1 protein-coding gene (only partly in view) is annotated in these 24,471 nt (G+C 69.1%); it reads right to left on the reverse strand.

What is annotated here, in order from left to right:
• Window positions 1–24,463 carry the 5' portion of a sigma factor-like helix-turn-helix DNA-binding protein gene (locus tag AB0H49_RS01325; protein WP_357245879.1) on the reverse strand. The gene continues 19,130 nt to the left of window position 1, outside the view, so only the first 24,463 of its 43,593 coding nucleotides appear in the window; its start codon is at window positions 24,461–24,463; its stop codon lies off the left edge, out of view.
• Between the last annotated feature and the right edge of the window lie 8 nt (window positions 24,464–24,471).

Genomic DNA, 24,471 nt, shown 5'->3' on the forward strand with positions numbered 1-24,471 from the left:
ACCCAGCGAACAGCGTTGTCGCAGTGGTGATATCGCCCTCGATCAGCGCAGTGACGGACACGCCACGCGCGCCGGTCCAGACCGCGCCCTGGTTCTCCTGGTTGAAGTCGGCCCCGGACAGGTCGATGCCGAGTCTGGTCAACTCGTAGCGCAGTTGCGCGGTGAACTTCGGGTCGGTGTTCGCATTGGAGAACGCCTGGGTGTAAGGCTCGATCTTGGTCACGCGGCCGTCGACAATATGCCAGATACCGAAGCCCGCGGGCCCCGCGGCGGGATCGCCTAGGGTGCGGAACAATTCGTAATGCGTGGCTGCGCTCGCGGTCCGGATCTCGCCCGGCGTGGCACCAATGATGAACCGGTCACCGGCCGCGTGGCTGTTGTACAGCTGCCCGGTCTCCGCGTCGATGAACCGCCCGTCCGCGTCGACCGCCAGCCGGGTGTACACCACGCTCGCGACCGACGGCAGGGCCGCCTCGAAATCGGCGTTCAACTCCGCGATCTCGTAGGTTTGCCGACTGGGCGCGGTCGCGGTGTCGAGCAGCGCGTTGTAGTGCTCGGCGGCTTCCAGAACCCCGGCGTGGTTCAGCCAGTCGGTATACAGCTCGAGCGTCTCCGGGGTGGTGTCCGGGTCGCCGGACAGGTCCCGTTGCTCCAGTACGGTTTCCAGCTCGGCGACCGAGGTGTCCAGCGCCTGCGCCAGCGCCTCGGCGAGGCGCGCGCATTCGGCGCGCAGCTCGGCCAGTCGTGGAGCGCCCGCGGTCAGCACGGCCGGATCGAGGGAGAGCAGACCGGCCATCTCGGCCAGATTCTCGCGCGCCGCCGCCAGCGTGGTGTCCGGGTCCGGCTCGGTCTGCGGAGTCGGCGGCAGGATCTCGGCACACAGGTCCACGAACGCGGCCAGTTCGGGTGAGCCGATCGCCGCCGCGACACGACGCAGCTCGGCTACCGGATCCATGTCACTGTGCGCGGAGTAGCCGCCCAGCTCGTCCAGCGCGAGCAGCTCGGCCAGCTCCTGCTGCAACGCGGCATTTATGTCCCGTAGACGCTGCGCGGCAGCCGCGTCGACCGACCCCGTCTGAAGTTCCTGTACCTGAAGCAGCTGGGTGGCGTTGTCCCAGGTCATACGCCGACCGATCCACTGCCGCAACTCCGGCAACCGACCGGCGTCCACCGCCCGCTGCCATGCCGCGGCGTCCAGGGCGCGCAACTGTCCCTGGACGACATCGAGGGCTTGGCGCAGCAGCCCGGGCCGCTGCATCAGTTCCGGGTCGACCCCCAGGGCTTCGGCCAGATCTCGCTGTGCGGGCGTCAGATCGCTAGCGGCCGAGTCCGGTTCGTCGCGCGGATCAGGCAAGCCGGTTTCGGGCGGTTCGACAGTGGCAGGAGTCTCGGCGCCGATGGTGTCCCGGAAGATCCCCGCGAGTCGCTCGACGAGATTCGCACCCGCGCGGGCCACGCCGCGGCGAGTCTTCTCCACCCACTGCACGGCATTGTTGGCCGCGGGGCCGTCGATCATTTTCCGCCCGGCCGTGGTTTGCAGGAAGGCGTCGACTTCCGGACCGGCCAGCCGCTCGGCGTCGGCCCGTGGCATGCCGAGTCGGGTGAATTCCTCGATCTTCGCTGCCAGGGCATCGCGCCGGACACTTGCCGACGGCGTTTCCTGATATTCGCGATATTTCCGCAGGACAAGCGCTTTCGCTTGCTCCGCGACCACCGGATCGCCGTGCTGGGCGATTTCGTCCAGCAGTTTGCGCAGGGCCTTCGGCAGCTCGAGCTCGGGCGGGGTCGTCTGCGCATCGGCGAGGAACTGGGCGAGTTCCTTCTCGACCCACTGCTTGGTGCGGTCCGCGGCGTCCCGGCCGATGCGGTCCAGCGACCGCTCGCTGACGAGCTGCTCGTCGGCGAACCGCAGAGCCTCCGACTCCGCCTCGGCCTCCGGATTCTTCGCCTGGAGCTGGTTCGTCTTGTTGTTCACGAACTCTCGATGGGCGCGTACCGCCCGCTCCTGTCGATACTCCCGATAGCGCTCGACCACAGCGTCTTTCACACTGTCGGCGAAATCCGGGTCGGTGGCGGCGCCGTCGATCCGGTCCAGGATCGTATACAGCAGGTCGGGTAGTTCGGTATCCGGCAGCGGCGGAATCGAGGGCTGCTCGGGGCTGCTCGAATTCGGCCGGATCCGGGTGTTCGCGTGATCGACAACCTCGACGCGATGGTCCTCGAGGACGTGGCCGTTCTCGTCCTCGATGCGAATGGCTTCGATTCCGGCCTTCTCCGTCGGCGCGATGCCGTCCAGGAAATGCCACACCACCTTTGGCGGCTTCCCGTCGACCCACAGGGCCCGATTCAGGTACGCGATTTGCAGCTGTCGCCGAACCTGCGCTTCGGTTCCCGACTTCATCCGCCGGTCCTGGGTGACCGCTCGCTGCCGGGTCTTCACCTCGTTCCAGGTGGCGCCTCGGTCGGTGACGACATCGACTTCGCCATCGATCGCACCCCCGATCGGCAGGTCCGCGTCGATCAGCATTCCGACGCGGACCACGCCGTCCAGCCGCGACGCCACCGTGAATTCACCGAGGAGCCCGCGCACGCTGACATCGAAGCCGTGCAGGAACGACGAGTCGTCCATACGGGTGACCGGTCCGCCGGTCAGCGTCTTGCCCTCGAAGTAGTGGCCTGCCCACTCGGCCAGCTGGTTGCGCATCCCCGTAATGGTCGCCTGCCAGTTACCGGCACCGTTTTCAAGCAGGTCGGGTTTGGCCGCCAGCAGCGTATCGAGGGCTTGCTGCGCCTGGGCCACGCGGTCGAGCAGGGCTTCGATCCGGTCGATGAACACGCGCTGCTCGGCGGGCAACTCCGGATCGATATCGGAATCGATCCCTCGCAGTGCCAAGTCGATTCGGATGAGCCGAGCGCAGAAGTCGCCGCCCGCTCGTCGGGCGCCGGCTCGGACCTGGTCGACCCAGTGGGCAGTGTTGTTCGCGGCTTGCCGACTGATGCCCTGCTCCGCTCGCGTGCCCGCTACGGGCTCGCCGGCCTGCCGCGCGGCCTCTTCGACTTGCTGGCGGTGCACGTGGTATTGGCGGCGCACGAAGTCCTTGGCTCGTTCGGCAGCTCGGGGATCCGTTGCGGCGGCATCTATCTGAGCCAGCACACTGCGCAGCGCCGTCGGCAGTTGCCCGTCTGTCCGTCCGGCCGCCGCGGCATCGCCTTCGGAGGAACTCGGCGTGTCCGTGCCAAAGGAGACGTCGTCGGCCGGCGGTGCCGCGTTCGGATCGGCGAACTCCCGGGACAGCTCGATTGCCTGGCCGTCTTTGTACACCGTGGCCCAGAGGGCGACGGTTTGGTCGGTGCTGCCGCCGGTGAGGTGGGCCAGCGATACCTCGGTGGGGGCGGTGGAGGTGCCGCTGGTGAGTTGGCGGGTGCCGGTGGGTGCGGGAGCTCGGAACCATTCGCGGCCGTTCGGGTCGACCCGATCCAGGATGACGGTTTGCCCGTTGAGTTCGAAAGTGTGGGTGCCGTCGGCGTTTTCGCCGATGTAGGTGAGGGCGGCGGCGTGGCCCATGGCGCCGTGGCGGTCGGCGGTCGCGCGCTGTTCGAAGAGGTAGGCGGTGGTGCCGGGGCCGGAGTCGAGCAGGCCGCGGACGAGGCGGGCGTGGGCGGTGGAGTCGGCGTCGGTGATGAAGCCCTGTACCGGTGCGCCGTTGAGTTCGGGCACGATATCGCTCCAGAGCACACCCGCCAGCGAGGGCTCGAGGAGGTCGGCGTCGGTGACGGTGGTGCCCTGCGCCTGGTTGACGAACCGCGCGGCGACCCGCACGCAGTCGTTGTCGTGCTGGTCGAGGTAGTACCGGGTGCGCGGGAATGCGCCGTCACCGTCCACCTCGACGGTGACCGAAAGCACCTGCTCGCCGGGGCTGCCGGTGACGCGCGCCGAGACGTGCACGCCGCCGCGCGCCAGATCGTGGTCGTTGGTCGTGAAGGACCGGGTGGCCCGGTGGACGATGTCCGTCACCTCGGCGAGCGCCTGGTCGACCTTGGCCGCGGGCCAGCCGCCCATGATGGCGCGCAGCCTGCTGTCCACCCCGTCCAGGCCCTGCACGCCGTAGTACAGCGGGAGCGCGAACTGGCGGGTGCGCGCCGGATCGTTGACGTTCGGGTCCACCCCGGGAGTGAAGTCGAGCGGGTTCGCGCGGCGGCCGGTGAGGCGCTGCCACAGCGTGCGCTTGCCGGGCAGATGCGGGCGGTTGGCGTCCCAGTCGTATCCCGCCGCCTTGGCGGCCGCGTGCGCCTGATGCCCGGTCGCCTTCGGATTGCGCGCCAGGAACTCCGCTTCGAACAGCGCGCCCTCGAGGGCGATGATGTCCTCGCGTACCGGGTGTCCGGCGATCAACCGGTTCCACATACGGACGACGTCGGCGATTCGGTTGACCTCGGAATTGCGCAACAGGTAGTCGCGCGCCCGGTTCAGGTTCCGCACCACCTCGTCGGGGGTGCGGGTGTTGCCCGCGTGATCACGCAGCCAGGTCGAGCCGTCGGACCGCTTGGGCATGTGCGTGCCCTTGGGGTCGCGCACCCACGCCTTGCCCGGACCGCGCACCCAGCGCTTGGGGTCGCCGCCGGAGTAGGTGTCGGGGTTCGAGAGCGCGTTGTTGGCGATCTGCGCGAGCAGGCTGTCGTGCTCGTGCACGCGGTTGTGTTCGAAGTCCGCGTAGGCGGCGTCGGTCTCCTGCTGAATCCGCTGGCGCTCAGCGTCATTGGCGCGCCACTCGGCGGCGAGCGACTCCGGGATGTCGACGCTCTCGCCGGTGAACGGATAGACCACCGTGCCGTCCAGCCGCCGCTGCTCGGAGTTCAGCGCGACCGGCGCCAGCTCGTCGCGGTGCAGCGACTGCGGGTCTGGCTGGCCGTCGTTGAACCAGGCGTAGGTGCGGGTGCCGCGCACCACCGGGATCAGATGGATCCACTTGCCGTCGCGCACGGCCGGAATCCATTGCGTCACATCGGCCATCGCCTGGGCGACGTGCGGATGCCGGTTCACGAAGTCCACCGACAGCGGCAGCTGCACCGACTGTCCGTGCGCCGTGTTGGCAGGCAGCCATTGCGTGGCGCGCAGGACGGTTCTACCGATCCACGGACGGTTCTGGATCAGGTTCCGCGTCCACGGATGCGTCGGAATCCGCTGGAGGATACCGATGACCAGGATGCGGGCGTGGAACATGTTGAGGCCGACATCCGAGCTCCACGCGTTCACACCCTCGGGAACGTTGTAGATCGTCGGCGAGAACGGCGGATTCTGCGGGAACAGGAACCCTGGAACCTCACCCGGCTCGAATTCGTGCAACCCGGCCATGATCTTGTCGAAGGTCGGGACCATAGAGACCTTGAACAGGAACGGCGGCTGCGGGTCGGTCCACTTCTCCTTCTCCCACTTGCGCGGGTGCTTGGCCGGATCCCAGGAACCGGCCCGCGCGGTGAGTTCGGCGTCGGTGGACGGCAACGCCACCGACTGCTGGTAGGCGCCGTCGGCGTCGACCTCGACCCGACGGAACTGCACGCTCACCGGGATATCCGCCGAATTCGCCATGCCGAGGATCAGATTCAGGTCGGTCATCGGCGGAAGCGCCGCGTGCAGGGCTTGGCGGTAGCTGTTGACGTCGGTGTCGGTGCCGACGACCACCGTCTCGGTGTCGACGGCCGTGGGACGCAGGGACGGCCGGACACCCACCCGCTCGGAGACCGGCAGGAGCCCGAGATCGTCCAGCGCGTCGAGCGCGGCCCGCCGCTCGGCGAGCTGCCCGTCGAGATGCTCGGTGAGCCGGACCTGTTCGGCTTCCGCCTCCTTGATCCGGTTGATCAGCGCGCGCAGCTGCTGGATCCGCTGGGCGCCCGGCTCCAGCTGTCCCTGGTATTCCGGGTCCAGCTGGTTGTCGTCGATCTGGAAGACGTCGGCCAGCGCGTTGCGCGACCGGGTGCCCGCCAGGATCTCCTGGGTCAGTGCGGCGCGCAGCTCGATCAGCGGGCCGGGCGGGGTCTTTTCCAGCAGTACCGCGTGCGCGGACTCGAGCTGCGCCAGCGCGTGCCGGGCGTCGCGCAGTTTCAGGCGCAGCGCCTTCAGATCCGCCTGCTTGGCCCGCGAGGCGGCACGCGTGTCGACACCCTCCGCTTCGAGATCGAGAATCGCCCGGCGCAGCGTCGCCACCGCGTTCTCACCGCGGGTGATCTGCCCCTCGAGGGTGCGCTGCGCCTGCTGGGCCATGTCCACCCGATCGCGCAGCGCGAACGCCGCGCTGAGGTTGTCGACCAGCTCCAGATCCGTGCGGAACTGTGCCGTCTGGGTGTCGTCACCGATCGCATCGGTCAGCTGCTGTTGCAGGTCGGCGACCTCGGCCGCCAACTCCGCCTGGCGCGCCCGCGTCTCCTGCTCGGACCGGGACAGCGCCTCTCGGTGCGCCCGCACGGCGGCGGCGCGCGCCGCTTCGGCCTCGGCCTTGGCGAGTTCCGCTGTCTCGGTGAGCTGTTCGGCCTGGGTGGACAGGACCTGCGCGTCCCCGCTGCGACCTTCCTCTAGTGCCTCCAGCGCTCGGGCCGCCACCCGCATCGATTCGGCTCGGGCAGCGGTCTCGCGGGCCAGCGCGTCGGACATCTCGGCGCGCACCGCGGCGATCTGGGTGAGAGGCGGCGCGTGCGCGGGCGGCTGACGGTGCGCGGGGACCGGCGAGTTCTGGTCCGGCGTCTGACCGATCCGCAGATCGGCGTCGGGCTGCGCGGCCGCGCGATCGCCCACGTTCTCGACGACTTCGCCGTCGCGCCAGACCACCGCCCAGGTCCTCCCGGTTTCCTCGGGGGTCGCATGGGTCAGATCCAGCAGCGTGACGCTGTCACCGGCCGGAGTGGTGAACCAGGCCACGCCGTGATCGTCGGTGTGCTGGTAGGTGACCGGAGCGCCGTCGACCTCGAAGTTGTTCTCGCCCAGGTACTTCACCGTGTAGGAGTGCGCGCCCACGCCGTAGCGGTCCTCGGTCGTGCGCTGATCGAGCACCCAGGCGATCGACCCGGGCCCGGCGCGATGCATCAGACCGTCGATCAGGTTGGCGTGCGCCGACATGCCAGGGTGATCGAAGCCCTCGGCCACGGCGCCGCGCAAGCTCGGCTGAGCACCGGACCACGAGATACCCGACAGATTGCGGGGATCCAGCGCGGGCACGGTGACGACGTTCGGCCGCTCCGGGGTGTTCTGGTCGTCGGCCACCCGCGTCATCGAATCCACGAAGCAGGTGTTGATGCCGGTGTTGTACTCGCTGAGCGCCGGGTTGGTGAGCACCCGCAGCGCGGGGTAGTCCCGGCCGAGCAGCGGCAGCAGGAAACCGCCGAGGCGCATGGCGATATTGGAGCCCGAGCTGTGGCCCTTCGTCGGAATCTCGCGCTCGTCGAAGGACTGCTGGAGCTGGTCGATCGGTTCGACGGCTTGGCCGTCCGGCTTGATTCCGACGAAGCCCGGGCACACGCCGTTGCGGGTGTCGCGGCGAATCTCCATGGTTTCGCCGGTGATTCGCACCTTGGTGATCTTCTGGTTCGGGATATCGAACTCGATGGCGAACTGCGGTGGGTTCCGCGGCGCGGTGAACTTGCCCAGAGTGCTGAAGGTGACACCGGCCATCACGCTGAACTGGCTGGTGAACTGGAACAAGGCGTGCTGAATGCTCGCCCAAGACCAACCCGCGATCACATCCGCGTGCTCGGAAAGACTTGTCAGGAAGCCGCGCAGCACCAGCGCGATGCTCTCCATATTGGTCGCCGCGCTGAGCACCGTCTTGTCGCCCTGCGCGTTGTACACACCGATCGAATGCGCGGGCAGATCCAGCTCTTCGCGCCGATTCGCCGGGATCGCCTCCAGCAGCGGTTTGCGGTCGGCGGACCGTTCTTCCTTGATCGCGGCGAGCTCTGCCCACACCGGGTCGGACATCAGCGGCCAGGTCGCGGTCAGATGCTCGACCGCGGCCTGCATGAACGCGTGCATTCCGGAACCGCGCGGATAGCCGTCCTGGCCGACCATCACGTAGTCCTCGCGCAGGGTGGAGGCGTAGTAGTCCGGCTCGGTGGTCGTGTAGTCGCCACGCACCGCGATGGCGATTCGCTCCGGATGCGCCATCATCTGCTGCAACGCGGTCTGGGTCAGCTTGTATTGCAGCACCCCGGAGGCGATCGACCGCTCCAGCGAATACCGCAGGTACGCACGCTCTTGCGGTGGGAAGATGTCCTGGATGAGTCGCTGCGGCCCGTTCACCTTCTCCGGAGCGTTCGACACCAGGAACCGCTCGCCGATCTCGGCGATGATCTCCCGCGCCCGGCTCGGATCCGCCAGCACCGCCGACTGTCCCTCGACCATCAGCTCACGGATCACCGACACCGCGGTACGCGGCATCTCCGAGGACAGAATCCACCCCTCCGGTGGCGCCTGCTGCTCGGGTCCAGCCGTAGCCTCGTCGCTGTCCTGCTCGGCGCCGGACTGCTCCGCGTCCCGCGAATCACCGGATCGGTCCGCCGGATTCGAGCCGATGTAGGCGTTGTCGCCGGGCCGGGGGGCGTTGACGTCGCCGGTGTCCAGGACGATCGCCTGTTGGTTCTGATAGGCGGTGGCCCACAGGGCGACCGTGCCCTCGCGGGTGCCGCCCGCGAGATCGGCCAGGGAGACCTGCTGGGGCCGGCCGCTGGGCAGGGCCGCGACCGGGGCGTCGAAGTATTCGCGGCCGTTCTCGACACGGTTGAGCGTGACCCGCTCGCCGTTGAGTTCGAAGACATGGCGGCCGTCGACCTCGCCGACATAGTGCAGCGACATGGCGTGGCCGATGGCGCCGTGCCGGTCCGGGTTGCCGCGCTGTTCGATGACGTAGGCGGTGGTGCCGGGACCCGCGTTGATCAGACCTTGGACCAAGCGGGCATGGCCGCTGGCCTGGTCGTCGGTGGCGAAGCCTTGCAGCGGTGCGCCGTTGAGCGCGGGCACCAGATCGCCGAACCGCACACCGGCCAGCGTCGACGGAGCCAGCAGATCCGCGTCGGTGACGACTCCGCCCTGTGCGGCGTTGACGTGCTCGCCCGCCAGTCGCACGCAGTTGTTGTCGTGCTCGTCGAGCAGGTAGCGCTGCGGGCCGAGGGTGCCGTCGCCGTCGGAGACGATCTTCACCTCGAGCACACCCAGGCCGGGTTCGCCGGTCACCCGCGCCGAGACATGCACGCCGCCGCGGGCGATGCCGTGATCACCGTGGTGGGACTGGGTCGCCAAGGCGACGAGATCGGTCACCTCGTCCAGTGCCGTCTCGACCTTCGCCTGGGGCCAGCCGGACATGATGGCGGACAACTGATCTCGGATATGGCCGAGCCCCTGCACGCCGTAGTACAGCGTGCTGCCGAACCGGCGGGTGCGTGCCGGATCGTTGGCTATCGGGTCGATCTCGGAGGTGAACCCGAGCGGTGTCGGGCGCGCACCGGTCAGGCGCTGCCAGAGGGTGCGCGCGCGCGGATGGCGCGGGCGCTGATCCCAGTCGTAGCCCGCGGCTTTCGCCGTCGCGGTCGCCTGTTGCACGGTGGCGCCGGGGTTCTGCGCGAGGAACTCGATCGAGGCGAGTGCGGCCTCGATCCCGACGATGTCCTCGCGCACCGCCTGGTTGGACATCAGCCGCAGCCACATGGCGGCGATGTCGAGGTTCTGCGGGATCTCGGTGTTGCGCAGCAAGTAGTCACGCACTTGACGCAGCGTCTCGATGATCTCGGCGCGGGAACGCAGGTTGCCCGCGTGGTCTTTGAGCCAGGTCGACCCGTCGCCGTGCTTGGCCATGGTCGAACCGTCGGGGTCGCGCACCCAGGCATTGCCCTTGCCGCGCACCCAGCGCTTCGGGTCGCCGCCGGAGTAACGATCCGGATCGGCGAGGGCATGGTCGGCGATCTGCGCCAAGTTGCTGTCGGCGTCGAAGACCCGGTTCTGCTCGAAGCCCTCGTAGGCGGCTTCGGTCCGCTCGCGGAGCTCGGCACGTTCGGCTTCGTTGCTGGCCCAGCGCTGCCGCAGCGCCTCCGGAATCTCGACGCTCTCGCCGGTGTAGGGCAGGGCGTAGGAGCCGTCCAGGCGCGCCTGCTCCGAATTCAGTTGCGGCTTGGCCAGTTCCGGGTTGTGCAGCGTCTGCGGATCGGGCTGGCTGGTGTCGAGCCAGCCGTAGGTGCGGGTGCCGCGCACCATCGGAATCAGCTGGATCCAGCGGCCGTCGCGCACCGCCGGAATCCATTGCGCGACATCGGCCATTGCCCAGGCCAACGCCGGATGTCGTTTGGCGAAGTCGGCCGAGAGCGGCAGCTCGATCGACTTCCCGTGCGCGGTGTTCGCGGGCAGCCACCGGGTGGCCGAGAGGACGAACTTGCCGATCCACGGACGGTTCTGGATCAGGTTCTTAGTCCACGGATGGCCCGGAATCCGGTCCAGGATGCCCAGCGCGAGGATACGCAGGTGGAACAGGTTGAGCCCGACATCGGAGCTCCACGCGTTCACGCCCTCGGGAACGTTGTAGATCGTCGGCGAGAACGGCGGATTCTGCGGGAACAGGAACCCTGGAACCTCACCGGCCTCGAATTCGTGCAGCCCGGCCATGATCTTGTCGAAGGTCGGGACCATAGAGACCTTGAACAGGAACGGCGGCTGCGGGTCGGTCCACTTCTCCTTCTCCCACTTGCGCGGATGCTTCCCCGGCTCCCAGGCGCCTGCGCGTTGGGTCAGTTCGGCATCGGTGGACGGCAGATCGACGGTGCTCTCGTAGTGGCCCCGCGCGTCGAGCTGTATCCGAGTGAACCGCACGGTCAGCGGCGTGGTGTCCGACTTCGCCATGCCGAGCAGCAGATTCAGGTCGGTCCGCGCCGACAGCGTCGCTTGCAGCGCCTGCCGGTAGTCGTTGACGTCGATGTCGGTGCCGACGACCACGATCTCGCTGTCCCCGAACAGCCCGGTGGGCTGCGCGGCGGGCCGCACGCCGACCCGCTCCGAGATCGGCAGCAGGCCGAGGGCGTTCATCGCGTCCAGCGCGGCCTGCCGCTCGGCCAGCTCGCTCCGTTGCGATTCCGCGTCTTTCAGCTGCTTGGCGGCCTCGCGTAGCTGCTGCACCAGCTCGGCGCCAGGTTCCCGCGGTCCGGGGTAGCGGGGGTTGAGGTGATCGGTATCGCTGATCTGGAAGACCTGGGCGAGCGCGGCCCGCGCATTCGTCGCGGAGATGATCTCCGTCGTCAGCGCGGACTTCATCAGGGTCAGATCACCCGGCGGCAGCTTCCTCCGCAGCAGTTCCAGCGAGTTCTCCACCTCGCTGAGAGCATGCGTGGCCTGCCGCAGTTCGGCGCGGGCAGCGGCCAGATCCTGGTTCCGGGCCTGCTCCGCTTCCGGAGTATCGACCGTGTCGGCCTCGAGCAGCGCGATGCCCGCACGCAGCTTGTGCCGCAACGCTTTACCGCGGTCGATCTGCTCTTCCAGTGTCTGCTGGACGCGCTCGGCGGTCTCGATGCGGTCCCGCAGCTGGAACGCGGCCTCGAGGTTGTCCACGAGGTCGATATCGGAGCGGAACCGCGCGATCTCGGTGTCGCCGCCCAGGTGGGTGGCCAGCTGCGCCTCCAGCGCGTCGATGCGAGTTTGCAGGTCGCTGCCCTGCTGCGTGATCGAGGTCTGCCACACCTCGACCGCCGCGGCGCGCGCGGCCTCCGCCGCACCGGTTTCCGCGACGCGCTGCTCGATGTCGGCGGCCAAGCTACGGGCCAGCTCGCGATCCCCGGCGTTCTGCGCGGCCATGGCTTGCTGCCGCAGATCCGCGATCTCGGCGCGCAGGTCGGATTCCCTCGCCACCGCGGCGGCCATCTCGGCGCGCAACCGCGCCACCTCGGCCGCCGGGCTGGGCGGCGCGTTGGCCGGTGGCTGCCGATGCGCGGGTACCGGGGTGTTCGGGTCCGGTGTCTGGCCGATGGCGAGATCGGCGGCGGGCAGTGCCGCGGCTAGGTCGCCGAAGTTCGCCACCTGCTGACCGGCCTTCCAGGCCACGGCCCAGGTGGCTTTGGTTTCGTAGCGGCTACCGCCGGTGAGATCGGCCAGCGAGACCCGGGTGCCGTCCGGGGCGACGAACCATTCCAGGTTGCTGCGCTTGGAGCCGACCTCGTCGTAGGTGACGCGGCGGCCGTCGATCTCGAACTGATTGCCGCCGAGATACTTCACGGTGTAGGAGTGCGCGCCGACACCGTGCGCGTCGGGGGTCCATCGCTCGTCCAGCACCCAGGCGATGGCGCCGGGGCCGCCCTGCTCGCGCAGCGCCTGGATCAGTTCGACGTGGCCGCGGGCGTCGCTGTTGTCGAAGCCGCCCGGCTGGGCGCCGCGCAGCATCGGCCGCACGTCCTGCCAGTCGCGGCCGGACAGGTTGTTCGGCAGAGGGATCGGGACATCGACGATGTTGCCCTGGTCGGCCAGGACACGACTGAGCGAATCGGAGACACAGGTGTTGATCGCGGCGGGACCGGCGGGATCGATCTCGCTGCTGTAGTAGGTCACCAGTGCCGTCAGGGCCTCGATCTCGGCGGCGGTCTGGCGGACCTCGGCACGCAACTGCTGGTGCAGCGCGGTCAGGGTGTCGGGGTCGCGGACGAACAGGTCCGCGAACTTCTCGGTCTTGAACTTTCCGAAGGCCGCCTTGTACTGCGCGTCGGTGGTGTTGTAGATGTCGGCGCCGTGCAGGCGCACCCAATCCTGCTCTGGTACCGGCACTCCCGGCACGGTGCCAGGACCGGCTAGTTGCAGTCGCGCGAGCAGCAGATCGACGTCGGCGATCAGGTCGGCCAGGTGCGCGGGCGCGTCGGCGAGGTTGATCGGGGCGATGTCGTCGGCGACCCGCGGATCCCGGGTGAACAGCTCCGGATCGGCCTCCAGCTGCTTCAGCAGCGCGTCGATCTCCTTGGTCAGCTTCGGTTTCGCTGTCTTCAGCGCCTCTAGCGTGGCCTTGGGATCGGTAGCCAGCTCGGCCCGGGACAGCTCCAGCTTGTTCAGTGCGGTGTCGAGCTTGTGGTAGGCGTCCAGGGCGTGCAGGGTGCGCGCGTACTCGACCAGCGCCTCGATCTGAGCGGCGCGTACCTCGTTGTCGAAACGCAGCCGCTCCAGGGTGGCGTCGATCTGGCCCGGGGTCAGATCGACGCGACCGATCGGCAGGCGGCCCACCAATTCGGTGATGGCTGCTTCGATTTCGCCGCGCGACATCCGGGACAGGTCCAGCGCCGGGCCGCTCGGTTCCGCCTGCGCCGGATCGGTGACCGTCTGCCAGGGGCCGCCCTCGTAGCGCACCATGGTGACGGTCAGGTTCCGGCCGTCGAAGTCTTCCGAGATATGGCGTACCGCAGGCGAATCCACCGCCGCCGTGGCCACCCGCCAGGTACCGCCGACCTCACGCGGCCAGGCCACGCGGTACTCGACCTCGAGACTGCCGTTGTCGATCAGCTCCACCAGTTCGGAATTCGCCGGGTCGGCTAGTGCCTTCGCCAGCGCCGCATCGTGATTCATGGCGTTGTCGATGACGACCAACTTCATCGGCGAACCGACCAGCCCGACGCCCGGATGGTTGGCCGGATCGATCAGGAACCCGCCGCTGACCCGAATCCATTCGCTGCCCGCGATATTCGCCATCACCTCGGCGTGCTGACCGAAATTGTCGTCGGCGTCGAGGACCTGCTGCGCCTGCCGCTGGAAGGCGGTGACCGCATCCTGGAGGTCGGTGAGCCGAGTCTGCAACTCCGTCAGCACATTCGGGCTCTCGGGATCGATGCCGAGAATGTGCGCGCGGTGGTCCAGCTCGGTGCGGATGTGGTGGCGGCGCAGGGCCTCCTCGAAGAATCTGCGGCCCGCGGGTGTGTCGCGGTGCGACAGGTCCCACCACATGCGGCCGCCCTGCATGTTGTTGTTGACGCCAGTCCAGCCCATGAGGGTCGCGCGACCGTTCCGGGCCGCCTCGACTTCGCGCGCGTACCGCTCCAGCGGGCTCGGCCGGTTGATGACCGCTGCCGGTAGCAGATGCGACAGGTCGATATCGGGCAGGAAGGGAATGTCCGCGTTCTCCGCGTCGTACCGGGCCAGCGCCGCTTTGAACGCCTCGGCCGTAACGGCTTCGCGGGTCAGCAGATACCGCGCCTGATCGATGGCGGCGCGCACCGACTCCGGGCTCAGGTCCGGCAGGTCGATGCCGAGCGGGCCCGCCAGCGCCAGCAGCGCCCGCGCCCGCGCATCCAGCTCCTGCGCGGCCTGCCGGACCTCCTGACCCCATTCGGCGAGCTCGTCGTGCGCCAACGCCGACGGATCGTGTTCGGCGTCGGCGGGGACCGGCGGTTCCAGCGAGGCGTCGATTCCAGGCGTGGGCTGCGCGGGCGGAAGTGCCGGTGGCGCGGGCGGTCCCGCGAGGAAGCGGTCGGCCAGCCCGAGGCGGCGGAGTTCGGCCTCGTTCTCGCTGATCTTCTGCGGGTCGGCGTCTTCGCGGGCGTAGTCGTAGACATCGCCGGTGCGCGTGACGGGTCCGTACGACTCCGCCGACGTGACCTGGCCGAGCAGGAAGGCCTTGATCTTCGGCCAGTTGCGCTTGAGGTTGACCACCTCGCGTGCGGTGAACGCGGGGTTGGCCTCGAAGTTGCCCCAGAAGTCGCTGTCGGCCAGCTGACCGAAATTCTGCACCGTGAACGACTGGCCCAGCGGCACCATCTCCGACGGCGGGTGCTGCGGGTTCACCACGCCCTGCCGGTCTCGCAGGGTCTGGATGACGCCCGGGTCCGCTTCCGGCGCCTTGGCGATCGCGGCGGTGGGCACCTCCGGCGCGGGCAGGCGGGTGGCCGGTTCCACGCGCCAACCGCCGGAACCGTCCGGCGTCAGCTGGACCGGGATACGTTCGCCGCCGACCTCCAGGTCGATTCGCACGGGGCCACCCGGTGTCGGGCCCGCTTGCAGCACCTGGGTGACATCCGCCAGATCCGCGACCGCCTGGGCGCGGGCCAGTGTCTCCGCCCGCAGCCGCTCCAGGGTGTCGGTCAGGTTCGCCGACGCCAGGCCGTCGGCCGGGATCTGGAGCAGCTTCGCCCACACTTCGATGATCTTGTCGATCTCGGTCCGCTGCTGGGGGTCCAGCGCGAGGTCACGGCGCCCCATGGCGGTGGCCAGCGCTTCGATCGCGCCAGCGCGCAACAGGATTCGATAACGCTGCTGCGCGACGGTGGTCGCGAGATTCGCCGGATCCCGCTGCTCGGTCGTGAGCTCGAGCTGGTCGGCGAGCGACTGCTGCGCCTGCGCCATGGTGAGCGGGCGCGGCGGGTCGGCCGGGTCCGGCGGCGACACCAACGGCCCCGCGACGGCAGCCGGGTGTGCGAGCGGAATCGGCGGCGCCGGTTGGGTTTCCGGCGGGTTGCCGATCGCCCGCTGGAACTCCTCGGCCGCGTCGCGCTGGGCTAGGAAATCGGCGTCGGACGGATCCGACGGGTAGCGCCAGTAGTGCTCCCCGGGGAACTGCTCGTCCGCTGTGAGCGTGTCGAAGTTCGCCGGGAACAGCATGTGCTGGTTCGCCAGGCCGTCCGGCGAGGCATCCAGGAAGTGCCGGGTCAATGCCATCTGCGACATGTCCTGGAGTGCGGACTGCGGATCCGGCAGTGCCCCGAGGGTTTCCGCGAGACCGAGGCGCTCGGCCAGGGTCTGCGCGTAGGCCAGGTGCACGGCGGAAGGCTCGGCCCCGGATTCCGGTTCCGTATGCAAACTCGGTGTTTCGCCGAAGAACCGCGCCGCCTGATGCACCGGGTCCTCGGGCCTACGCGGAGTGGGCAGATCCTGGCCGAAACGCACACCGGCGTCCGGCATCGGCCCCTCGTCGCCGAGACCCGGGACATGAGCGTCGTTCTGGAAGATGCTCGCCCAGGTGGCCGCGGTCTCCGCCGGTGTGCCACCGGTCAATTCGGCCAGCGACAGCGGATCGGTGCCGCCACTGGGGCCGAGGTCGAACAACTGCTCTTGGCCGTTGTCATCGATATCGGTGAGCAGAACCCGCTGGCCGTCCACATCGAAGACATCCTGGCCAAGGTAGGTCACGGTGTAGATGTGGCCGCCGACACCGTAGTCGTCGACAGTGGTCCGCTGGTCGATCACCAGGGCCGAGGCGCCCGGGCCCTGCGCACGCAGGGTGGTCAGCAGGCGGGCATGTGCGCTGCCCTCCTCCCCCGGCAGGAACGGCTCGGGCTGCGCGGTCCCCAAGCGGTCCGACAGATCAACCCACGGCACACCGCCGATCCGGTCGGGATCGACGGCGAACTCGCCGAGCACGTTCGGGTGCCGCACTGCCAGCTGGTCGAAAGCCCTTGGCACACAGTGGTTGATGGGCGTGCCGCCGGTCGGCACGCGGTAGTAGGTCTCCGACAACGCCGCCAGAGCGGCCAGATCGGCGGCATCCGCGCGGACATCGGCCCGCAGTTCCGCCAGCGCCTCGGCGATCTGCTCCGGCGTGCGCAGCGCGGCCGCGTCGAGCCGGCCCGCCCGGAAATTCTTGTAGATCGACTCCAGCTCGGCCGGGGTGGCGGTGTCCATGTCGACGCCAAGCAGGTGCAGCCAGTCGGCGTCCGGATCCGGGATGCCGGGGACCTTGCCGGGCAGCGTCTGGCCGTGCCGGGCGAGCGCCAGGAAGTCCGCCATATCGTCGACGAGCAACCCCACCTGGTCGTGGGTGTCGCTGTGATGCATCGGCAGCCCACCCGGCCGCAGCCGATCCTGCGCGTCGTAGAGATTCGGATCGAAATCGACCAGATCGGGGTCCCGGTTCAGCAGCTTGGCCAGGGCGTCCAGCTTCTTGGCCCGTTCGGGATGCCGCTGCTTCAGCTCCTCGATCGCGTCGAGCGGGCGCCCGCGCAGCTCGGACCGGTTCACCTCGGCCTCGTGCAGCGCCCGTTCGAAGGCGTTGAAGCGGGCCACATTCGCGTGCAGGCGGGCCAGATCGGCCATGGCCTCGATCCGCACCGCGCGCAACCGATTCGCGGCCCGTGCCGTGTCGAGGGTGTCCTCGACACGGTCCGGGGCCAGATCGGCCAGCTGGACACCCTGCCGAGCCGCCGCGTCCTCGACGCGGGCCACCAGCTCCGCGGTCGACAGCGCGGTGGGGTCGGGCACCGGAATCCGGTTGTCCGGCGGCGTGAGCGCGCTTTCGCTGGGGATGACTCGCCAGGGGCTGTCGTCGTTGTCGCGGACCATGGTGAGCTCGAGCCCGCGACCATCCACGGCGCCGGAGAAATGCCGGACCTGCGGCGCGTCCACCTCGGCCACATGGATGACGCCGGAGCGGTCGGCCCAGGCGACCCGGTACTCCAGCTCCAGCTCGCCCTGGGTCAGCATTTGCGCGATATCGGTATTACGCGGGTCGGCGAGCGCGTTGGCCAGCTGCTGGTCGTGATCGCCGCCGTCGTTGATCACCACCAGGCGCTGCGGATCGCCGTCCAGCAGGCCGATACCCGGCGCATTGTCCGGATCCAGCAGGTCGCCGCCCTGGTCGAGCAACCACCGGTGCCCCGCCGTGGCCGCCATCTCCTCGGCGATCCTGGCGAATGCGGTGTCGGCGTCGGTGTAGGCGGCCGCCAGTCGCTCGAATACGGCTGCCTCTCGCGCCAATTCAGCAGCGCGGTCGTGCAGGGCGGTCAGCGCGCGGGCGACATCGGCCGAGCTGTGCGCGGCCGGATCGACATCGAGCAGGTTGGCCCAGGTGCCCAGTTCGGCGCGTACCTGTTCGCGCTGCACCGCCTCCAGGAACGCCTGGCGGGCCTCCGGGCTCGGGTTGCCCTCCGGATCCCACCAGAGCTTCAGCCGCGTCGGATTGTTGTTGACGCCATTGGCTTCGGAGTCCGCACCGGGCAGACCAGCCTTGATGGCCTGCTCGCGCATATAGCGCTCGAGCGGATCCGGCCGCGCGTCGTTGGTCGGCAGATAGCGCAGGCGCTCGTTCTCGTTGTGGAACCGCGTGGCCGCCTGCGCGTACGCCGCGGCCGCCGCGGCCTGCCGCATCGCCCGGTAGTTCGCCTCACCGACCGCGGTCCGTACCGCGTCGGGGCTGAGGTCGTCCAGCGATAGCGACAGCGCGGCCGCGCCCCGGTAGAGCGCGATTCGGGCGGCATTGCGGTCGGCGATGGCGTTGCCGAGTTCCGTGCCGCGGCGGGCCAGATCCGGATCGGGGCCTTGCGGTTCCGCGTCCGGAACCGGCGCCACCACGTCCTCGTCGATGCCAGCGCGCTCGTCGGGCGCGATCGAATCCGGCGCCAGCGGTTGACCGATCTGGGGACTGGCCGAGTAGTTGCCGGTGACCAGGGTCCAGAACGCCTCGCGGCCCTTCCACAGCTTCGACGCCTGCAACGCGAAGAACGCCGGATCGTAGTTGAACCCACTTACATCGGCCGCCGCGTCACCGGACAGCAACTCGATCTCCGCGCCGAACGCGTTGTAGAGATCGCTGTTGTTCTCCGAACCGAGCGCGTACTGGATCGGCCGACCGGTGCCGTGGCTGCCGAGGTGGGTGCGCAGGAACTTCAACGCCCGCTTCCACCGGCTCTGCGGTTGCGCGTCGGGGTCGCTCGGCGGCTCCGGCACCGGCGGCGGCGCCAGCGGCTCGGCGGGCCGCACCCGCCATCCTCCGGAACCGTCGGCGGTCAGCAGCACCGGCACCCGCTGACCGTCCACCACCACCGTGTACCGGCGGGTCTCGCCCTCGGCCACTCGGTCGGCCCGGCCCTCGGCCTCGTGCACCGCTTGGGCGACATCGGCCAGATTGTTCAGGGCCACGGCGCGAGCAAGCACGTTGTCGCGCAGCCGCTCCAGTGTCGTGTCGACCTGCCCCTCAGCCAGGTCGCTTTCCGAGAGCTGGAGCAGATCCGCCCATTGGTTGACGATCTTGGTGAGATCCGCCCGCTGATTGGGGTCGACGGCGGCAGCCAGCCGGGCCATGGCGGCCGCGAGCGACTCGACCGCCCCCGCCCGCAGCATGGTGCGATACCGCTGCTCCGCGATGGTTTCCGCGAGCTTCGCCTTGGTCACCTGGTCGGCGTTCAGGCGCAGCTGTCGCAGCAGCTGCGCCTGCTCCGACTCCGGCGCGAGCGTATGCGGGGCCCGGGAATCGGGCCGGGCCGGCGCCGGTCCCAGCGCGGGTGCGATCGCGTCCGGCACGGCGATCGGCATGGCGGGCGCCGGGGTGTCGGGATCGACAACCGGCAGGGCGTGGGCTTCGTCGCGCTGCCGGGCGAAATTCGGGTCGCTCGGATCCGGCGAGTAATTCCAGTACCGCTCGCCCAGATGCTGCTCGTCGATGCTCAATGGAGCGAAAGCGGCCGGGCCCATGTGCTCGTTCATGTGCCCGGTGACCGGGGTCGGGTCGAGGAATCCGCGCGCCCAAGCCATTTGGGCCAGATCCGCGAGGATCCGGCGCGAGTCCGTGAAGCTCGACAGCGAGTCGCCGAGGCCGAGTGCCTGCGAAAGGCGGGTCAGGCGGTCGCGGTCGGCGTCGGTCAGCGGGGACAGGTCGCCCGTCGGCGTCGTCTGGCGAGCCGGGATCGGCTGCGGACCGGACGCCGATTCGGCTTCGGGGTCCGGAGTCTGCTGTGCCTCGGGATCGGGCTGCGCTCCCGGATCGGGAGTCTGCTGTGCTCCCGGATCAGGCTGCGCACCAGGATCGGGAGTCCGCTGAGTCTCCGGATCGGGCTGCGCACCCGGGTCCAGGTTCTGCTGCGAATCCGGGTCCGGCGCGGGCTGGTTGGCGCCGCGCTCTTCGTCGCGCCTGCGCTGCTCCTCCTGCTGACGCTGTTCGTCCAAGAAGCGCCGGAGGTCGCGCATCGGATCGCGGCGGCCCTGATCGTCGCCGACCCGCGGCCGGTTGTCATCGTCGTCGTGGCCCTGGGTGGCGGCACCTGTCGCGAGCGGACGCACCGCGAGCGGGCGCACGGAGTTGCCGTTCGCGTCGTAGACCATGACCCAGGTCTTCTTCGCGTCCGGCAGATTGCTCGGGTCGAACTCGACCGGGCCGTCCGGATGCTTGTACGGGTCGTCGAGCATGATCTTGCCGGTCGCCTCGTCGTAGTACATGACGTACGCGTGCGCACCGACACCGTGCTCATCGACCGTTCGATTCTGGTCGACGACGATGACCGTCGCCTTACCCTTCATGAACTTCAGCGCCTCGGCGATCGCCTTGTGCGGCGACTTGCGCTTGCCGACCTTGACCTCGGTCGCCTGGGAATCGGCGTGCGCTTCGAGCCGACGCATGGACACGCCGTCCAGGCCCACTTCGGTCGGTACGGTGATGTCCGGGTTACCGGTACGCTGGCGCGCCCGGTACAGCGCCTGCTCGGAACACCCGTTCTCCCGCAATGGGGGCCGATCGGTGTCCAGGTACGACTCGTTGTCGGGCGCTTGGAATTCGGTTGTGCCTGCGGCGATGTTCTCCAGCCGGTACATGCGGTCGACCGGCACGCCGTTCTTCGGCGGCTTCGCGCCGGTGGTATTCGGGGCGTTGAACTGGCGGAACAGACCGTTGGCGCGATCCTGGACGTGCACACGGACGTCGTCGCCGAAGTGCTTCTTCCGGATCATCGGAGCGTCTTCTTGGCCGGAGAAGCCGACCAGCACGACGTCGTCGACCAAACGCTCCAAACGACCCTTGCGGCCGGACGATTCGACGACGTCGACGCCGTAGCCGCGCGCGATGATCTTGTTCGAAACCGCGATCTCCGGTTGCCCCTGCGCCAGCCGACCCTCGTTGAGCGCTGTTCGAGTCGCGCTGAAGGCGGCCAGATCCCGGGCGAGCAGCTTGCCACCTCGACGGGCATGCCAGGTGGTCATGGCCTGGGCCTTGTTCGGCGTGCCGTAACCGACCCATGCGATCGACGCCGCCGATTCGTCCGCGCGTAGTCGTCCGGCGGTCGCCTGGTACTGGCCGGCCATCTGGCTCACGGTGCTGCCGATAGTGGCCAGCGACGCGTCCCGGCCCGGGACGTGCCAGGACAACTGGGTCGCGGTGTCGACGTCGCCCATGGCGATGGCCGCACGGCCGCTGCCGTTGAACGCGGTGGAGTCGAAGGCCAGGACGTACACCGGCGTGTTCGGCGCGACGGCTCGGGCCACCCCCTGCGCTGTGGCGATCGCCTGTCGGGTACGCAGCAGGTTCACCAGCTGCTTGTGCGAGACGGAGTCCAGCTTGCTCTGCCTGACCAGACTCTCCAGCTCGTTCGCGACGCGCTCGACCGTCTTCGCGGCCTCGGCGCGAGCCTCGTTGATCCGCTGTTTGGCTTCGGCTCGTTCCTGGGCCGCCTGACGGCGTGCCGCCGCCTTCTCCGCCCGGCTGCTGTCCGGATCCACCTGGGTCCGTGCCCGCGGCTGCTCGGCTTTCGCCTGCGCCAAGGCGGCCGCGGCCCGCTGTTGCTCGGCAAGCAGACTTGCCAACCGCGCCTGTTGGGCTACGGTCAACCCGCTGCGGGCGATCAGATCCCGCGACTCTCGGTCGATCCGTATCCAGTTGGCGGTGTGGACATCTGGCGCGGGGATGCCCGGCGCATTGTTGCCGAAGCTGGCCGGATGCACCCGGAGCAGGACCAGCCGCTGCTCCGGCGCGATCGAGTTCCACCGCTCGGAGTTCTTGCGCGCCAAGGCATCCGCCTCGGCCTGAGTGGCGTTGGGGCCGAGTTGGAAATCGGCGGGCTTCGGCTTGCCCGCCATGCTGTCGAGGATATCGGCGGCCTGCTGCTTTTCCGCGTCGGTCGCTGGACTGGTGTCAGGCGCCCGGCGCGGGCGAGCGTTCTCGTCGGTGTCGGGATTCTGGCCTGCCGAATCGTCCGGCTGGTTCCGGGTTTCCGGATCGGTATCGGTATCGGGATCCGTGCTGGTGTCCGGATCGGCGCTGGGGCGTGCCGGAGCCGGGGCCGCGGGGGTCGGTGGCGGAGGCGGCAGGAACAGCGCGGAATCCTCGCCGACATCCGGACGCGCCGCCGGGTCCTCGTCGCTGTCCGGACGCGCGGGCGCATCCTCGTCACTGTCGGGCCGTGCCGGGGCATCCTCGTCGCTGTCGGGCCGCACTGCCGGGTCCCGGTCGCTGCGTGGCCGCGCGAGCGCATCGTCGTCGGTGTCGTTCTGTGTCGCCGGATCCAGGGTGCTATCAGTCCGCGCCTGGGCGACCTGTGGGTCGCTTTCCGGTGTGACCTGCACCTGGCCGTCGGCGTCGCTCTCCGAGTCGACCGTGGTATCGCGTTGCGGCGCCTCAGTATCCGAGAACTGGGCCTGCACCTGACCGACCGGGGCCGCGCCGGGGGTTGCGGCCTGAACGGAGGAGCCCGCGCGCGACGCGGATGTCGACGCGGCGTCGGTGCTCGGAGTGACGTTGGCCGTGCCGTCGTTGAAACCGGCAACGGAGGTGTCCCCGGCGCGGGACCCACCGGGCATATTGGGCGTCGAAGGCCGCCCCGCGCCCGGCTGGCCGGTGGCGGAGCTCGACTGGCCAGTTGTCGGAGACGCGGAGGTGGACCCCGGCGCGGACGACGAGCTGCCCGGCGCGACACTGGACGCACCCGTGCTCGTGGACGCGCCTTGCGCCGACGTGCTCACACCGGGCGCAGTCGACCCCGGCGCCGCCATTCCGGCTCCGTTGAACGCGGTGTTCGAGCCGATGTTCAGGCTCGAGTTGGGGTCGACCGAACTGCCTGCGCCAGAACCGATTTGGGAGCCGCCCAGCGGTGTACCGGCTAGGTTGTCGACCGCGCCCGGATCGGTGACCGGGCTGACCCGCGCCGCCCCCGCTCCTGGATCCGTAACACCCTCTCCCGCAACAGAATCCGACGCACGCAAGCTGGGATTGTCGGCTGCCGAACTCGAATCACCCGCCTGGGGAGCCGAATTGCTCTGGTTTCCAGCAGAATTCGACGAATTGCTGTCACTCGCACCGGCTTCCGAGCTCTGCTGACTCGACTGCGGACCCGCCTGCGGACCGGCGCCGGCCTGCTGCTGGTTTCCCGCGCCCGAGTCGGCGGCACCGGCCTGCGGCGCGTTCGTATCCTGCCCGGCTGGCAGTGCGGACGTGTTGCCGGCACTGGCGGTGTTCGTGCCCGGGCTGTTGTCCCCGGCCCCGTTCTGGTTCCCGGCACCGTTCTGATTTCCGGCGCCGTTCTGGCTTCCCGCGCCCGAGTCGGCGGCACCGGCCTGCGGCGCGTTCGTATCCTGCCCGGCTGGCGGTGCGGACGTGTTGCCGGCACTGGCAGTGTTCGTGCCCGGGCTGTTGTCCCCGGCCCCGTTCTGATTTCCGGCGCCATTCTGATTGCCGCCGCCATTCTGGTTTCCAGCGCTGTTCTGGTTTCCGGTGCCCGAGTTGTCTCCGGTGGGATTGGCGGGATCGGTCCCATTGGTCGGCTGACCTGGCGGCGCGGTGCCGTCCGGCGGGGTCACGTTGAAGTTCCCGCCGCCGATGTTGGGCCCACCCAAGAACTGACGGTTGCCACGGAAACTCGACGCCGCGGACGGGATCGCACCGGAAAGGCTGCCACCCACGAACGCATGCGGAGTCCACTGGCCGGTCAGCAGGCCTGCCATCGTCGCACCGGCCGCGCCCGCACCTATGCCGACCAGCCCACCACCGAGGGTGCGGGCCCACCGGTTGTCGCTGGACATCATCCGGTTGAGCGCCGGAATATGTCCCAGGCCATAACCGGCGCCACCGCCCGCGGCACCCGCCGCGAACGAGACACCCACGTTCTTCAGGTAGCCGCCCCAGTCGAAGGGCTGCGACTTCAGGCCCTCCGCCTTGAGGATGTTGTGGATAGCGGCTTCCTCGATGGTGGTCTGGACGACCTCGACCAAACCCTCCTGAATCATCTCGTAGACGACCTTGGCGATGACGGTGCGCGCCGCCTCGGACAGGAAGCGCTGACCGATGATTCGGGCGATGGCGCTCTCCAGAATCCCACCGATCACCCGGAAAGCGGCGCGGGTGGCAGCGATCGCACCGGCCTGGACGGCGGGCGCGGCCGGGCCCGCGGCCGCCGCCCAGGTCAGCTCGATGACCAGCCAGCCGAGCGCGAAGATCGCGCTCAAATGATTGGCGTGTACCTCGCCGGTGAAGTCGTCGACCGCGGTGGCCAGCTGGTCGAAGGACTTGCCCATCAGCTCGATGGAGCCGTGCTTCGGGTCTTGGCCGTGGATTACGCTCTGGAGCGAATCGAAGATCTTCTCGCCGCCGCTGCCCAGCGGGTAGGACACGCGGACCGATTGGCTGGCGGTATCGGCTTCTGCGATGGCGTGCTCGAGGATCTCCCGACCGACCTCTCGCAGCACATCCGAGATCCCGTCCAGATCATTGGGATCGATGTGGGTGATCTCCGCACCCGCCACCCACCCGACCCAGGCGAACTCGTCGGGAATATGCCAGTAACCCATCTAAACCG

It is taken from the genome of Nocardia sp. NPDC050713, from assembly GCF_040654315.1.
In the GTDB taxonomy this organism is placed as follows: domain Bacteria; phylum Actinomycetota; class Actinomycetes; order Mycobacteriales; family Mycobacteriaceae; genus Nocardia.